The sequence below is a fragment of the Flavobacterium sp. genome (genome assembly GCF_035760125.1).
In the GTDB taxonomy this organism is placed as follows: domain Bacteria; phylum Bacteroidota; class Bacteroidia; order Flavobacteriales; family Flavobacteriaceae; genus Flavobacterium.
In genome coordinates this window covers 1-14,670 of record NZ_DASTTN010000147.1, presented here as the reverse complement: position 1 = coordinate 14,670, position 14,670 = coordinate 1, and the positions used below count along the sequence as shown (strand labels likewise).

Here is a 14,670-nt window from a genome sequence, read left to right as displayed (position 1 = left end):
ACTTGGAGTTCTGTCTTTTCCGGTTGTTGTACTACCATATCCTATATAATGTTTCATGCAGGAAGCCACATTATATTTTGATCCAACATCAACCCCTTCAAAACCTCTTACCATCGCCTCTCCCATTCGACTTGACAAGTATACATCTTCTCCAAAGGACTCCCACATTCTTGACCAAGCTGGATTTCTAGGCAAATCCAAATCGGGTGAGAAAACCCATGGAATTGAAGAAGCTCTAGTTTCGTAGGCCGATATTTCGGCTCCTTTTTTTACAAGATCAGTATTGAATGTCGCTGCCATTCCTATTTGTTGCGGAAATAATGTTGCTCCAGCCGTATAACTCGACCCGTGTATTGCATCTATTCCATACAATACTGGAATTTTTAATCTGGTTTTTTTTGCCTCACTGCCTATTGTTGTAATTACTTCATTCCATTTTTTAATAGTTGGTGCTCCTGGATTTGGCACATTTAAAATAGAACCAATATGATATTTTTGAATAGCCTCATTCAATTTTGTCATATCAAATTCTCCAGGCTTTCCTTTGGCCTCCAAAGAAGTAATCGTAATTTGTGTCATTTGACCAATTTTTTCTTCCGTAGTCATTTTAGAAAGCAATTCTGCTACTTTCTTATCTAATTCAGGATTGGTGTTTTGACTTCTAACCCCATAAGCCAGAAAACTGAAGATTAGCAGTAGTGCAATTTTTAATCTCATTCTTTTTATAATTTATCTTTTAAACTTAGATTTTTTTAATAATTGACTAATTATTAATGAATTTTAAAAGTAATTATATTTATTAAAGAACTAGTTTTTAAGGAACTAATTTGGTTGTTTTTCATAGGTTTAACGTTTTCGTAATTCTATAATTAGACAATAACTTCAAAACTTTTCTTTTACTTTCAATACTTTCCAAAAAAATTCCCATTTCACTTTTTTAGCGAAATGGGATTCTTTTAAATAGTTAAAACAACTTCAATTACTATCCATGGTAAACTCTTGAAGCAACAATTTTATTTTCTTTTACCACAAGAACCTCAGCAACAAGCATGTCTTCTTCACCCTCAACAGTGCGTATGTATTCCATAAAAACACGGTCTGCATTTGCCGTTAGAGAAGTTACTTTATAATGTAGACTTGGCAAACGATCAAAAGCATCTTGCCACCAAGTTCTTAAAGCATCTTTTCCAGTTACCAACCCTTGCGTTTCAGGTTTACGAATTTTCAATTTCGGACTAAAATGCTCTGCTTCATCATCATAAAGGGATAATAATTGTTCCAAGTTATGATTGTTAAATGCTTCGAACCATTTAAAAGCGATGGATTGCAATTTTTCTGTTGTCATTCTGTTTGTTTTTAAAATTAAAAAATCCCTTTACATTTTTGCATGAAAGGGATTTAGAAGTTATTTTTTAAGAAATTATACGTTCTTCAAATTGATAATTTCTTGTTCCGTTAGTAATCTCCAATTTCCTCTTGGTAAATTTTTCTTGGTCAAACCAGCAAAAGCTACACGGTCAATTCGAAGTACATCATAATTAAAATTTTCAAATATTGAGCGCACTACTTTTACATTTGCAGATCTTAATTGAAGCCCAATTTCACTTTTGGCTTCCCCTTCAATATAACTTACATCTTCCACATAAACACGGTGACCATCCAATACAAGACCTTTATTTATTTTTTCTAAATCTTCAAATTTTAAATTTTTATCTAAAGAAACTTGGTATATTTTGGATGATTTTTGATTCGGCAAAGTAAATTTACGAATCATATCCGTATCATTAGTAAACAACAAAAGTCCTGTTGTATTCTTATCCATTCTGCCAATTGGAGCAATTTTTGAAGTAGTAGAACCTTTAACCAATTCTAGAACATTTCTAAATTCTTGCCCTTCATCAAGTGCAGTTGTGAAATTTTTAGGCTTATTTAATAAAATGTAAACTTTTTTCTCTGGCGTCAAAACCACACCATCAAAATTAACTACATCTCCTGGCTTTACCATATACCCCATTTCGGTAACGGGAATACCGTTTACTTTTACATTTCCAGATTGAATGTAAATATCAGCATCACGTCTAGAGCAAGTCCCTGAATTTGAGATGTATTTATTTAAACGAATTTCATCTTTTACTTTAGGTCTTTTAGGCGCTTGATTAGGTTTTTTCTCTACTTTATCAGTAGTATCGGCAACTTTTACAATTGTTTTAACTTTTTTTGGCCCTTGTGCCCTTTTTTGCATCGCAGGTTTTGGCTTATTGGAACTTGGTCTAGAGCTTGTTGGTCTAGCACCACTTCTTTTATTATTGCCTTCCTTATTGTTCATAATATTCTATAATTTGCTGCAAAGATACTATTTATATCATTGGGAAACGATTTTTGTCAATTAGAAAAAGCTAACTACTTAATTAAATGACTGTTGCCATTCTAAAGTTTTATTGAAACCACCAACCTAAACAGAATGATATTAAATAGTCATCAATATTTTTTTACCATTCCACAAAACGCTAGGATTAATCAAGACTATACAAAATACACCAGCCACAATTAAGAATTTCAAAACATTGTGAAGTAAAACATATTGCTCTTTGGTTTCCCATTTCCACAAATACACCAGGAAAAAAATCATAATTATAAAACCGGAATAAAAGTAAATATCCATATAACCAACATCATATACATTGATTAAAAAATAAACCGGTATAATGGTCAATAGTGCCAATCCTGTGATTATTTTTTTGGAAACTTCTTCCCCATAAATAATTGGAATGGTTTTATAATCATTAGCCAAATCGCCTTTTAAATTTTCCAAATCCTTTATCATTTCCCGAATCAGAATTAATAAAAATAAAAAGGTCCCATGTGAAAGTATAACAGCAAGTTTACCGCTATTGCTTTCTATTTCATACAATGGCATTTTAAGATAAAAATATAACAGAATCCCAAAAAAAGGCAAAACCGCCAGTAAAGCAGCCATCAAATTCCCGATTAAAGGATACTTTTTAATTTTATGAGAATAAAACCAAATTAGAAAGATATAAGCCGAAAAAAACAAAACAGCTCTAAATGAAACAAAAAAAGCTATTAAAGCCACAAAAAAATTTAGGCCAAAATAAACTTGAAGTTTAGTTTTTTGGCTCACCAAACGATCCAATTGCGATTTATTTGGCTTGTTAATCAAATCCTTTTTACTGTCGTAAAAACTATTGATAATGTACCCAGAAGCAATTGTTAAACTAGATGCCAATACAATTATAAAAAGCTGAAAGTCCAGCAATATTGACAAAGCTCTTTTCTCGGGAGCTAATATAAAAATAGCAGATAAATATTGGGCCAAAGCTATAACAGGAATGTTATAACCTCTAACTACAGAGAACAAACTCACAATCTTTAATACAAATAGTTTATGCTGCCTGCTTAACATGGAGTTTGTTTAGAGTTTATAAGTAGCGCTTAATAAATAGATTCGTTCTCAAATAAAAAATTAAAATTGATAAACGACTTCCAATTTAAAATCCTTCAAAGACTCTTTTGCCCTTTCTAAATCTTGCGTAAATCCTAAGATATAACCACCGCCACCTGAACCGCATAGTTTCAGATAATAATCATTTGAATCTATCCCTTTTTGCCAAATGCCATGAAACTGTTCTGGAATCATCGGCTTGAAATTATTGAGGACTACTTTTGACAATTTTTTGGTGTTTTCAAATAATGAGTTCATATCTCCACCCAAAAAATTCTCCACACAAGCATCCGTATATTTTACAAATTGGTTTTTCAACATCGTACGGAAGCCTTTGTCTTTTAGATTTTCCATGAAAATATTAACCATTGGCGCCGTTTCACCCACTATTCCAGAATCTAGTAAAAACACAGCTCCTTTACCGTCAAAACTTTGGGTAGGAATTCCGGTAGCTTCAATATTGTCTTTTGAATTTATTAAAATTGGAATACTCAAATAACTGTTCAATGGATCCAATCCAGAACTTTTCCCGTGAAAAAAACTCTCCATTTGAGAAAAAATAGTTTTAAGAGTCAATAATTTTTCACGTGTCAAATTCTCTAAAACCGTGATTTTATGTTGTGCATATTTATCATAAATAGCAGCTACCAATGCACCACTACTACCTACTCCATATCCTTGTGGAATACTGGAATCAAAATACATACCTGTTTGAACATCATTATTTAAAGTCTCTAAATCAAAAGTTACCAAATCAGGCTGGTCCTTTTGCAATTGCTCCAAATAGGCCACAAATCGTTTCAAATGACCATTTGAATGTATCGCTTCTTCCGAAGGATTAGCATCTTTCTTCAAAGCTCCATTGTAAAAATTATAAGGAATTGACAATCCTTTGGAGTCTCGAATAATTCCGTACTCTCCAAAGAGTAATATTTTTGAATAAAATAAAGGTCCTTTCATGTGTTTTTTTAAATTATCAATTTGGGCTTGGTAATTAATATTGTTTATTTTAAAAATCGACTACATCTCCACGATTTTCATTTTGTATCCCGATGTTTATTTCTTCCTGCTGTTCGGGCGTTAATTCGTCCCAAACCTCTTTTTCTTTGTCTTCAAAAACGGCTCTGATTTTCTTCAGAAGATCAATATTCTTCGTCTTTACTATCTTCTTGATTAATTCTACTTTTTCCGCATTCAGGTCCATAATTTTAAATCAATTAAGAACTAAAGATACGAAAAAAAGCATTAATTTAACAAAGCGCCATTTCCAATTTCGTCGCAAAGGTACTGACCATTTTGGCAATAGCCAACTAATTCTGATTTAATAAATTGCAACACTTTTTCATTAACATTATTTGGATACAAAACATGTACATTCGCTCCGGCATCCAATGTAAAACAAATCGGGATTTTAGTTTCATTTCTAAATTTCCAAATCGCATTTATGATTTGCAAAGTGTTGGGTTTCATTAAAATGAAATATGGCAAGGAGGTCATCATCATCGCGTGCAAAGTCAAGGCCTCGCTTTCTACAATCTTGATAAATTCTTCGAGATCTCCATTTTCAAAAACAGGAATCAGCTTGTCTAAATTTTCATGTGCTTGGGCAAATCGCCTTTCGGCAAATGGGTGGTCATGCATCAAATCATGACCTACAGTGCTCGATACTTGTTTCTCTCCTTTATCAACTAATAAAATTGTGTCTTTGAAATTTTTAAAAACAGGATGGATTTCATACGGATATTCTACACCATACAAATTTGTGCTTCCTTTTATGTTAGCCTGTTCTCCCCAAACAACCACTTGTCCTTTTACGCTTCTGCAAGCGCTTCCAGAGCCTAATCGCGCCAAAAATGAAGCTTTACTATAGAAATAATCTTCAGCTATTTTTGGATTTAAGGCTTTTTCTAAACTCATAAAATTCATTGCCAAAGCTGCCATTCCCGATGCTGATGAAGCTATACCAGAACTATGAGGAAATGTATTTTCAGTGTCAATCGTAAAATGATAGTCTTTCAGAAAAGGTAAATATATTTCAACTCTTTCCAAGAATTTTTGGATTTTCGGTTTGAAATCTTCTTTGGGTTTTCCTTCAAATAATAAATCAAAAGAGAAATTACCGTCGTTTTGTTTTTTGGCGAAAGCCAAAGTTGTAATCGTTTTGCAATTATTCAGCGTAAAACTAACGGATGGATTAGCTGGAATCTGCTTGTCTTTTTTTCCCCAATATTTCACCAAAGCAATGTTGCTCGGTGCACTCCAAGAGAAACTTCCCTGGTCTATTGAATGATTATATTTTAATGGGATAAAATCGTCAGCTTCAAACATAAATAGTAATTTTCGACAAAGATACTTTTTTTGCTGAAATCGTTTATTCCTTTATTTGATAATCCTTCGAAAGTTTTAAGTAATTTTGGCTTCGCTAAAATCATAAGAAATGAATAAGATTACCCGAATATTATCTATTGTTGTTACTTGCCTAGTTGTAGGCTATTTTTCTGGAATAGTTACCCGTTCGTCTGTTACAACTTGGTATCCAACATTGATAAAACCGAGTTTCAATCCACCCAATTGGGTTTTTGCACCTGTTTGGAGCATGCTTTATATTATGATGGGAATCGCAGCGGGATTAGTTTGGAATAGAATTGATTTTGAAAAAGAAACCGTTAAAAAAGCATTGCAGTTTTTCGCAATCCAATTGGCGCTAAATGCCTTGTGGTCTTATTTATTTTTTGGGCTAAAAAACCCAATGTTAGCCGGTTTGGAAATAATTATCTTATGGTTGATGGTTTATGAAACTTATATTCAATTTGCCAAAATCAACAAAATTTCGGGCTATTTATTTATCCCTTATTTGCTTTGGATTGGTTTTGCGGCAGTTTTGAACGGAAGTATTTGGTGGTTGAATAAATAATGAATGCTGGTCAGTTTTTCAACTTTTGGAATTCAATATTTTTAGCGGATAAAAAATCCATTATGCTGAGTACATTATGATGCTCAATTAGTACTTTTGATTTCGGATCAGTGTCACAAAACTGAAGAAAGAGATCAATTTCGTCTGGTTTCAATTTTAAGTTGTACGTAAAAAATTTTTGATCACAGGTGTTTTTGGCCAATGTAGCAAATTCAATTTCTGGTAGAACTTCCTTATCTGGTTCTTCTTCTTTTCTGAATAAATCTAAAATCTTTTTGCCAATTGCAATAAAGTTCATTCCATTATCTATAGCTCCATCATAAACGGTGCGTTTTTTTATATCTTCAACCGATTTTACTACGTCTATTTCATCCCTCTTCCCTTGTTCGTACGCGTTGTCTTTTTTAAGTTTAATGCTATGTGTTTTTTCAACTACTACCTCGTCTAACTCTTCGGGTTTTTTGATCATTACAACTTGCAGATTGTTCTGCCCAATCTCTTCTTTAGATACTTTCAGCCTTTTTAAATAATAATTTTTAGCATAAAAAAGGAGACTGTCATTAGCTTTAACAGTTACTACAAATTCACCTTTATCGTTCGTTTTGGTGCTTTTTTGAGAAGTTTTATTGATGACATCCACGTTTTGCAATAAGAAATTGTCTGACGAAACTACTCCTTTAAGAAGCTTTTCTGTTTGAGAAAAAGCAAATTGATATGCAAATAAGGACAATACCAAAAGTAATTTTACTTTCATAAGTAAGAATTTTTTGAAAGTAAATATATTCCAATACTCCCTAAAAAAAGCTTATCGGCGATGTAAATTTTTGTTAATTAATTCTTTGACTATATAGCATTCGCTACAATAAAGCCACTAGTCCAGGCATTTTGGAAATTAAATCCGCCAGTAATGGCATCAATATTCACTATTTCACCAGCGAAATAAAGATTTTCATGCAGTTTACTCTCCATAGTTTTGAAGTTGATTTCTTTTAAATCAATTCCCCCTGCAGTTACAAACTCTTCTTTAAATGTACTTTTACCATTAACTTGAAAAGTACTGTTTGTCAATTGATTTACTAAGTTTTGTAATTGTATTTTGGATAAATCAGCCCATTTAGTTTCTGCTTCAATATTCGATGCTAAAACCAAGCTTTCCCAAAGGCGGTTTGGGAAGTCAAAAGGAGATTTTTTGGAAACGGCTTTTTTGGCGTGTTCTTGTTTTAATGTTTTTAGGATTTTCTCAGCATCTTCGGCATCAACATCATTTAGCCAATTCACATAAATGGTAAACTGATAATTTTTATCGAATAAAATTCGCGCTCCCCAAGCCGATAATTTTAAGATTGCTGGACCGCTCATTCCCCAATGTGTGATTAACAATGGTCCGGTTGAAACCAATTTGGTATCTTTTACCTTTACCGTAACCTGCGCCGCAACACCAGGCAGTTCTTTGATTCGTGCATCTTTTATATTGAAAGTAAATAAGGATGGAACTGGACTTACAATGGCATGACCTTGTTGTTGAAGCATTTCCCAAATTTTAGGATTACTTCCTGTAGCTAGAACCAATTTTTCCGCAATATAGTTTTCGGTCTGCGTTTCGACTTTCCAAAAATTATCTTTCTTAAAAATGGACTGAACACTTTGCCCAGTCAGAACAGCTATCCCAAGTTTTTGAGTAGCTTTCACAAAACAATCAATAATGGTTTGTGAGGAATTCGAAACTGGAAACATTCTCCCATCCTCTTCAATTTTCAACTCTACTCCATGTTTTTCAAACCATTCTATGGTATCTCCCGAACAAAATTGATGAAATGGACCACGCAATTCTTTTTCACCACGTGGATAAAATTTCACCAATTCATTAGGTTCAAAACAGGCATGGGTCACATTACAACGTCCTCCTCCAGAAACACGAACTTTTCCTAACACTTCGGCTCCTCTTTCAAGAATGGCCACTTTAGTTTTTGGGTTTTTCTCTACGATATTGATAGCCGTAAAAAAACCTGCAGCACCACCGCCAACAACTAGTATGTCAAAATTTTGATTCATAATTTTGTGAGGAAATAATTTTAGAATGCAAATGTAAGCCGTTTTTAAAGGGATAACCGCAGATTCGCAGATTATATTTTAATAATGAGCAGCAAAAAAACTAAGATTGGAAAATGACACACGGAGGATACAGATTAAACCCTATCCAAAAAATCGGTGATTATACCATCCACTTTGAATGATATCATTCTTTGAATAGCGTCTATTTCATTTACTGTCCAAGTAAAAACCTTAATCCCTTTCTCTTGAATTTTGGTGGTATATTCATTGGTCAATAATTGATAATCGGGATGCAGGGCTTCAGCTTTCATGAATCGGGCGAACGAAATGGCTAAATCCAAATCCGTTTCTGTTAAGACTCCAATTCGGATATTCTCATTTAAAAACCGGACTTGTTGCAGGGCATTCCAATCAAAACTGGATACTAGAAAATGATCATTATTCCATTTTTTGTCTGAAATATAATGTTCTATCAATTGAACCACTTTCTCGGCCGTATCCTTATTTTTCAATTCTATGTTTACAAAACACCTTTTATCAACCAAATCCAAAACTTCTTCCAATGTTGGAATTGTATATTTTTCATTGATTTGAACAGACTTTAATTCTTCTAATCTCAATTGGTTCACAACTCCTTTGCCGTTAGTTGTTCTATCAATAGTTTCATCGTGGATTACAATCAAATGACCATCTAAGCTTAGATGCACGTCCAATTCAATTCCGTCTGCTCCCATTCCGATTGCTTTTTCAAACGAAATCAAGGTGTTTTCAGGTTCGTATCCTTTGGCTCCTCGATGTCCTATTTTAAGATTTTTTTTCATAGTACTACAAATATAAAAAACGCCTTCATTACTAAAGGCGTTTCAATTCAAAACTAAATAACTAACTATTTTGTAAACTACGTTCGATAATTATTATTTTACCTTTTTATATAATAACAAAAAAACAAAATGCTAACCCTTAGCCCCGATTGAAGTGAAAATCCTCTCTCGTTTTTTCAACGAGAGAGATTGTAACGGAAAGCGGGACCTGTACTTACAAAAAAGCCAAATCTTTCTGCTCCAAAATTATTAATCGAACTCAGTTGTGCTATTTTTTTAATTCTAATAATACAATATCAAACTCGCTATCAACTGTAACTTTTCCATTCAAAACACTTGCCATTTTACCGGAATAAGCATCCTTTACTTTGGCACCTTCCTTGAAGGCAGAACCTACAGGGATTTCCTTTTTACCTGCAAGCAAATCCAATCCGATTACGACTGTATCTGAATATTTTCCTTTGGTAAAATTTCTGGAACACACATATGGTTTTGTCGAAATCTCTGCATTCACACCGGCCCCAACCGATGGATGGTTTCTTCTAAACTGACCTAATTTTTGCCAATGCAACAGCACTTTTTGGGTTTCTGGATTTGTATTTACGGCATCCCAGTTCATCATTGAACGCAATGTTGCATCGCCTTGAGTCCCTTCTACAACAAGAGAACGAGCCGATTCATCACCGTAATATACTTGTGAAATACCGGGAGTCAATAATAATTTTGTTCCGCTTTCGATACTTTTGGTACGTTTGGCATCAAAAGGACCTCCATCATCATGAGAAGACAAATAATTCAAAACACTGTTCCCTTTCAATTGACCGTTCAGTAAAACAGAATATTTTGAAAATAAAGTAGAATAGTCTTTCCGGGCATCGCTTTTGAATTCAAAATTAATCATCGCCGTAAAACCATTCTCGTAATAATTTATTTTTTTATCCCCAAAATCAAATAACTTCCCGTTACTGATGTTGTAATTATAGACTTCTGCAATGGTGTAAAATGGATTGTTGTCCAAAACTTTAGTTGGATTCTTTTTTTTCCAATCTGCAAATGAATAATCACATTGTGTTTTGAAATCAGCCCAAACGCTTTCATCCGTATGCTTAACTGTATCCGCTCTGTATCCATCAATTCCAAACTCGGTGATATAATCCGTCAACCATTTTATGATGTAATATTTTGGAGTTCTTGGATAGCCTGTTCGTTTGAAAAAAGCATCCAATGAAGCTACTTCTTTATCATATCTTCCTTCAGCCTTCCATTTTTCAACCAAAAAAGGAGGCAATGTCACTTCCTCTTTACTTTCCGTTTTTACATCGGGCAAATTGGCTACCAATGTACAGGCTGTTGTATTCTCAAAATTACTGTATTGACATTTAGGTCCCGTGCGAACCCAGCCTTCCGGCCAAACAGTATCTACTTCGGTAACTGGACCAGTATGATTGATTACACCATCAAGCATGATACGAATTCCTTTGGCGTGCGCTTTTTTAACCAATTCGGCTAAATCTTTTTTGGTTCCAAAGTTCGGATCCAATGCCGTCCAGTCTCTTGCCCAATAACCATGAAATCCATAACTCAAGCCCGTTCCTTCATCAACTCCATCGTGAATTTGCTCAACAACAGGCGTAAACCAAATCACATTGATCCCTAGTTTCGTAAAATAACCTTCGTCTATTTTTTGAATAATCCCTTTAAGGTCTCCCCCCTCAAAACCACGAAGTTTCCCGGGAGTTTTGGTTCTTCCAAAATTTAGGTCATTTGATTTATCGCCATTATTAAAACGATCTGTTAGCAAAAAATATAGATTGGCACCCTCCCATAGAAATGGAGTTTTTTCTGTTTTCGCTTTCGAATTAACTTTCGAATCCTTTTTTACTTGTGCACAAATAAAGGTTGTAGCCAATAAAAAAATTATGGGCAATATTACATTTCTACTTTTCATATTATAATTGTATTTTAATTTCGTTATCTAATCCTTTTTTTAATACTACTGGAATTTCAAGAATCTCTGCATTCATTTTAAAATCAACTATTGCACCATTAATGGTAATTTTAATTGGTTTTACACTGATATTATGAACCAATAAAGCAATATTTTTATCTGAGTTCGTAAATGATTTCCCAACAGTAGTATTCATTTTTAGTGCAATTTCTTTAGCTGTAACATTACTTGAAAAATTCAATATTTCGTACGCCCCTTTTTCGAAAGCGTTTGGCGTTATCCCATCATCATTATATAATTTTCCAGTACTTGAAGTTACTTTTTCATCAAAATAAAAATGCAAATCAAAATTAGCCAACGAATATTTTGTCGTGTTTTGAATCGTTTTTATCATAGGAATAAAAGCTCCTCCACGAACAAAAACCGGGATATTATCCGCCGAAACTGCTATATTCTCTGTAGTGCCTGCCTCATGCTTCATATTGGTATAAAAATCGTACCAATTGTTGCTTTTTGGAAAATAAATCGTAGTATTTGTAACTCCTGCTTTGGTAATTGGAGTCACTAAAAAATCATTTCCCCACAGATAGGAATCACAAGAATTCAGCAATTTTTCGTTAGTGGGTTCTTCAAAAAACAAAGGACGCATCAATGGCAAACCTTTGTTATTATTTTCAAAAGCCAAGGTATAATTATACGGCAATAATTGGTAACGCAACTCAATTTGTTTTTTGGCTTTCGCCTTAGTCACAATGTCTTTATACACAGGCTCCGAAGGCACGTCTTCCTGTGCATGTGGGCGATAAACAGGTTGAAAAACTCCATACTGCAACCAACGAACGTACAGTTCATTGTCAAAATAATCTCCTGCAAATCCTCCCAAATCCGAGTGCATATAGACCATTCCCTGCATACCCATTTGCAATGCAATTTCAGGTTGTGATTGCAATCCTTCCCAGGAACGACTTACATCTCCAGACCACGGAATCATCCCGTAGCTTTGCGATCCTGAATATCCAGCACGCATTAGAATAAAAGGACGCACATTTGGAAAGTCATTTTTGTAACCTTCGTGAATCATTTTAGCCCAAGTATGCCCATAAATATTATGAACTTCATCAGCTTTACCTTGTGCCGTAAATGCTGCTGATGGAAATACTTCAGGCTCGCCCAAATCTCCCCACCAACCACCAACACCTTGGTCAATTAAACCTTTGTAAATATTCCAAAACCATTTTTTTCCTTCCGGTTTAAAAACATCAACAAGTCCCGTATTTCCAAAATAAAAATCATACTTGAATGGATTTCCAACATTGTCAGTTGCCAATACTTTTTTATCAACAGCTTCCTGCCATTTGCTTGAAGTTGTTAAAATAAAAGGCTCCGTAATCAATACGGTTTTAACTCCTTTATTGTTCAAATCGGTTATCATTCTCTTTGGGTCCGAAAAATTGTCTTTATCCCAATCCAAGTTACCCATTGTTCCCTGAACTGTTTTCCCAAACCAATACAAATCAAGAATTATAGCATCTACAGGGATTTCGTCTTTCAAATATCTGTCAATCGTTTTGGTTACTTCCTCTTGGGAATGATATCCAAATCGGCTAGAAAAATTTCCCAAAGCCCAGCGAGGAACAAGGGGTTGTCTTCCAGTCAATGAAGTATAATTCGAAGTCAAATCAGTCCAAGTATCGCCGGCAATTACTTGATATGTTTTTCTGCCCGAGATAGTCTCATAAACCAATGTATTGTCTTTTTTACTGTCCAAATCCAAATAACCGATCGCTCCGTTATCAAAATGAACCGCATAAATTTTGGATGACATTACAAGCGGAATGGAAAAATTCATTTTTTTGGAATGCGTTCCATAACCATAATCGGCTTGGTTGTACAATTCCAAACGATTCCCGCGACGGTTCATTCCCAATGCGCGAGCTCCTGCACCATAAAGCGATTCAGTTCCATCCAAATTGAATTCTAAAGTTTCTTTTGGCTGTTCTTTACTAGCATTCTCTCTTTTTACATATCCATTTTTTTCAGAAATTAACGGTTTGTTTTTATACAAATAACTAATTTGAAAAGGGCTTTTTACAATAGAAACAGTAATTCCATTAGAGGAAAACACCAGTCCCTTTTGGGTTTGCTTTATTTTAAAAACTGATTTTGCAGGAGTTAAAACAACTGCATGTGAATTCGAATTCAAATTTTCGCCAGAAGGCAAAAAAGTGGTTTCAATTATTTTATCTGAATAGGGTTTAATGAAATACTGCCCATCCGATGTTTTAATTTCCAAAGTGTTGTGGACTACTTTATAACTTTCAAATTTTCGGTTCGCGTTTTGGGCAACGGAAAAACTGGAAATTAAAAGAAATAGAACTATTTTTTTCATGGCTATTTTTTTGTAACCATTAAGAAATTAAGATTTACTCGGAATTTAGCAATCTAAAATTGCGAAGCCTTTCTAAATGAATCTTAATAGCATAATGGTTTAATTTTTATTTCAATTCTAAAATCAGAACCGATTTTCATTCCTGAATGGAATGCTTCATCTTTCCAAAATGCAAGGCTTAATTCGTTTTTCTTCTGTTGAACACAATAGAATAATTACTTTTTTCGTATCGCCTAGAATTTTAAAACCCTTTCGAAGTAAAACTTGGAAAGGGTTTCTTATTGATTAATTTTAGTTTTTGGGTTGAACCAAAACTGCTTTGCCGTTTACATAAACAGTCAACTCCTTGTTTCCTTCAAGGGACAATTTGGTTTCCTTATGATCAACCGCAATTTTCAAGATTTGGTTTCTGAAATTAATTTTAAAAGAATAGCCTCCCCATTCTTTTGGAATTTTTGGAGAGAAATGAAGTGCATCATTTTTTACTCTCATTCCACCAAATCCTTCAACAATACTCATCCAAGTTCCTGCCATAGATGTAATGTGACAACCTTCTTCAACTTCTTTGTTATAATCATCAAGATCCAAACGAGAAGTTCTTAAATAAAAGGCATACGCCATGTCCATTTTATCCAACAAAGCAGCTTGAATAGAGTGTACACAAGGAGAAAGTGAACTTTCATGTACCGTAAATGATTCGTAGAAATCAAAATTACGTTCCAATTCATCTTTAGCAAAATGATCTTCAAAGAAGTAAAAACACTGCAATACATCGGCTTGTTTGATATAAGGCGAACGCAGTACACGATCCCAAGACCATTTTTGATTAATTGGTCTTTGTGAACGGTCTAAGTCTTTTACTCGAACCAAATCTTTGTCCAAGAAACCGTCTTGCTGCAAGTATATCCCCATTTCCTCTGATCTTGGAAAATACATATTGCCTGCCACTTCATTCCATTCTTTCAATTCCGTTTCAGATAATTTTACTTTTTCCATAATACGTTTATGGTCTGAAGGATATTCCAATGAAACTTTTTGAATTTGCTCATAAGCATAATCAATACACCACTTGGCAATATAATT

Annotated in this window: 14 protein-coding genes; 1 reads left to right on the top strand and 13 read right to left on the bottom strand. The window is 34.0% G+C overall.

From position 1 onward, the window contains the following. The 7 genes from VFS71_RS05765 to VFS71_RS05735 all read right to left on the bottom strand — a co-directional run. Positions 1 to 717 (bottom strand): glycoside hydrolase family 3 protein (locus VFS71_RS05765; protein ID WP_326399916.1); only part of this gene is annotated, 717 nt, incomplete at its 3' end. A gap of 265 nt (positions 718 to 982) precedes the next feature. Further along, positions 983 to 1,345 carry a nuclear transport factor 2 family protein gene (locus VFS71_RS05760; protein ID WP_326399915.1) on the bottom strand — a complete coding sequence of 121 codons (363 nt, stop codon included), beginning with the start codon at positions 1,343 to 1,345 and terminating at the stop codon, positions 983 to 985. A 75-nt stretch (positions 1,346 to 1,420) separates the two neighbouring features. Continuing rightward, a complete protein-coding gene (locus VFS71_RS05755; RefSeq protein ID WP_326399914.1) occupies positions 1,421 to 2,326 on the bottom strand; it encodes a pseudouridine synthase in 906 nt (301 codons plus the stop codon). 141 nt (positions 2,327 to 2,467) lie between these two features. Next, positions 2,468 to 3,424, bottom strand: coding sequence for a geranylgeranylglycerol-phosphate geranylgeranyltransferase (locus tag VFS71_RS05750; protein WP_326399913.1), 957 nt, complete (start codon positions 3,422 to 3,424; stop codon positions 2,468 to 2,470). A 60-nt stretch (positions 3,425 to 3,484) separates the two neighbouring features. After that, complete coding sequence (locus VFS71_RS05745; RefSeq protein ID WP_326399912.1) at positions 3,485 to 4,423, bottom strand: mevalonate kinase; 939 nt, start codon at positions 4,421 to 4,423, stop codon at positions 3,485 to 3,487. Between the two features lie 49 nt (positions 4,424 to 4,472). Then, positions 4,473 to 4,667 carry a hypothetical protein gene (locus VFS71_RS05740; protein WP_326399911.1) on the bottom strand — a complete coding sequence of 65 codons (195 nt, stop codon included), beginning with the start codon at positions 4,665 to 4,667 and terminating at the stop codon, positions 4,473 to 4,475. 41 nt (positions 4,668 to 4,708) lie between these two features. After that, positions 4,709 to 5,791, bottom strand: coding sequence for a diphosphomevalonate decarboxylase (locus tag VFS71_RS05735; RefSeq protein ID WP_326399910.1), 1,083 nt, complete (start codon positions 5,789 to 5,791; stop codon positions 4,709 to 4,711). 109 nt (positions 5,792 to 5,900) lie between these two features. On the opposite strand from VFS71_RS05735, the gene VFS71_RS05730 reads away from it, so the two are divergent. Beyond that, positions 5,901 to 6,377, top strand: coding sequence for a TspO/MBR family protein (locus VFS71_RS05730; RefSeq protein WP_326399909.1), 477 nt, complete (start codon positions 5,901 to 5,903; stop codon positions 6,375 to 6,377). A gap of 10 nt (positions 6,378 to 6,387) precedes the next feature. Here VFS71_RS05730 and VFS71_RS05725 read toward each other — a convergent pair whose 3' ends face one another. From VFS71_RS05725 to VFS71_RS05700, 6 genes are all read right to left on the bottom strand, one after another. Further along, entirely contained in the window at positions 6,388 to 7,131 is a 744-nt protein-coding gene (locus VFS71_RS05725) for a hypothetical protein (RefSeq protein ID WP_326399908.1), read from the bottom strand. An 89-nt stretch (positions 7,132 to 7,220) separates the two neighbouring features. Then, positions 7,221 to 8,429 carry an NAD(P)/FAD-dependent oxidoreductase gene (locus VFS71_RS05720; protein WP_326399907.1) on the bottom strand — a complete coding sequence of 403 codons (1,209 nt, stop codon included), beginning with the start codon at positions 8,427 to 8,429 and terminating at the stop codon, positions 7,221 to 7,223. Between the two features lie 134 nt (positions 8,430 to 8,563). Further along, complete coding sequence (locus tag VFS71_RS05715) at positions 8,564 to 9,250, bottom strand: glycerophosphodiester phosphodiesterase (protein WP_326399906.1); 687 nt, start codon at positions 9,248 to 9,250, stop codon at positions 8,564 to 8,566. A gap of 268 nt (positions 9,251 to 9,518) precedes the next feature. Continuing rightward, entirely contained in the window at positions 9,519 to 11,198 is a 1,680-nt protein-coding gene (locus tag VFS71_RS05710) for an alpha-amylase family glycosyl hydrolase (RefSeq protein WP_326399905.1), read from the bottom strand. Position 11,199: 1 nt separating this feature from the next. After that, on the bottom strand, positions 11,200 to 13,587 hold the full coding sequence (locus VFS71_RS05705; protein WP_326399904.1) for a TIM-barrel domain-containing protein: 2,388 nt from the start codon (positions 13,585 to 13,587) through the stop codon (positions 11,200 to 11,202). A gap of 291 nt (positions 13,588 to 13,878) precedes the next feature. Next, positions 13,879 to 14,670, bottom strand: a 792-nt coding sequence (locus VFS71_RS05700) for a glycosyl hydrolase family 65 protein (protein ID WP_326399903.1), incomplete at its 5' end; no start/stop codon positions are given.

Coding starts and splice junctions, on each gene's coding strand:
- VFS71_RS05750 (WP_326399913.1), bottom strand. CDS start 3,424: ATGTTAAGCAGGCAGCATAAACTATTTGTATTAAAGATTGTGAGTTTG.
- VFS71_RS05735 (WP_326399910.1), bottom strand. CDS start 5,791: ATGTTTGAAGCTGACGATTTTATCCCATTAAAATATAATCATTCAATA.
- VFS71_RS05755 (WP_326399914.1), bottom strand. CDS start 2,326: ATGAACAATAAGGAAGGCAATAATAAAAGAAGTGGTGCTAGACCAACA.
- VFS71_RS05760 (WP_326399915.1), bottom strand. CDS start 1,345: ATGACAACAGAAAAATTGCAATCCATCGCTTTTAAATGGTTCGAAGCA.
- VFS71_RS05720 (WP_326399907.1), bottom strand. CDS start 8,429: ATGAATCAAAATTTTGACATACTAGTTGTTGGCGGTGGTGCTGCAGGT.
- VFS71_RS05710 (WP_326399905.1), bottom strand. CDS start 11,198: ATGAAAAGTAGAAATGTAATATTGCCCATAATTTTTTTATTGGCTACA.
- VFS71_RS05725 (WP_326399908.1), bottom strand. CDS start 7,131: ATGAAAGTAAAATTACTTTTGGTATTGTCCTTATTTGCATATCAATTT.
- VFS71_RS05715 (WP_326399906.1), bottom strand. CDS start 9,250: ATGAAAAAAAATCTTAAAATAGGACATCGAGGAGCCAAAGGATACGAA.
- VFS71_RS05740 (WP_326399911.1), bottom strand. CDS start 4,667: ATGGACCTGAATGCGGAAAAAGTAGAATTAATCAAGAAGATAGTAAAG.
- VFS71_RS05745 (WP_326399912.1), bottom strand. CDS start 4,423: ATGAAAGGACCTTTATTTTATTCAAAAATATTACTCTTTGGAGAGTAC.
- VFS71_RS05705 (WP_326399904.1), bottom strand. CDS start 13,587: ATGAAAAAAATAGTTCTATTTCTTTTAATTTCCAGTTTTTCCGTTGCC.
- VFS71_RS05730 (WP_326399909.1), top strand. CDS start 5,901: ATGAATAAGATTACCCGAATATTATCTATTGTTGTTACTTGCCTAGTT.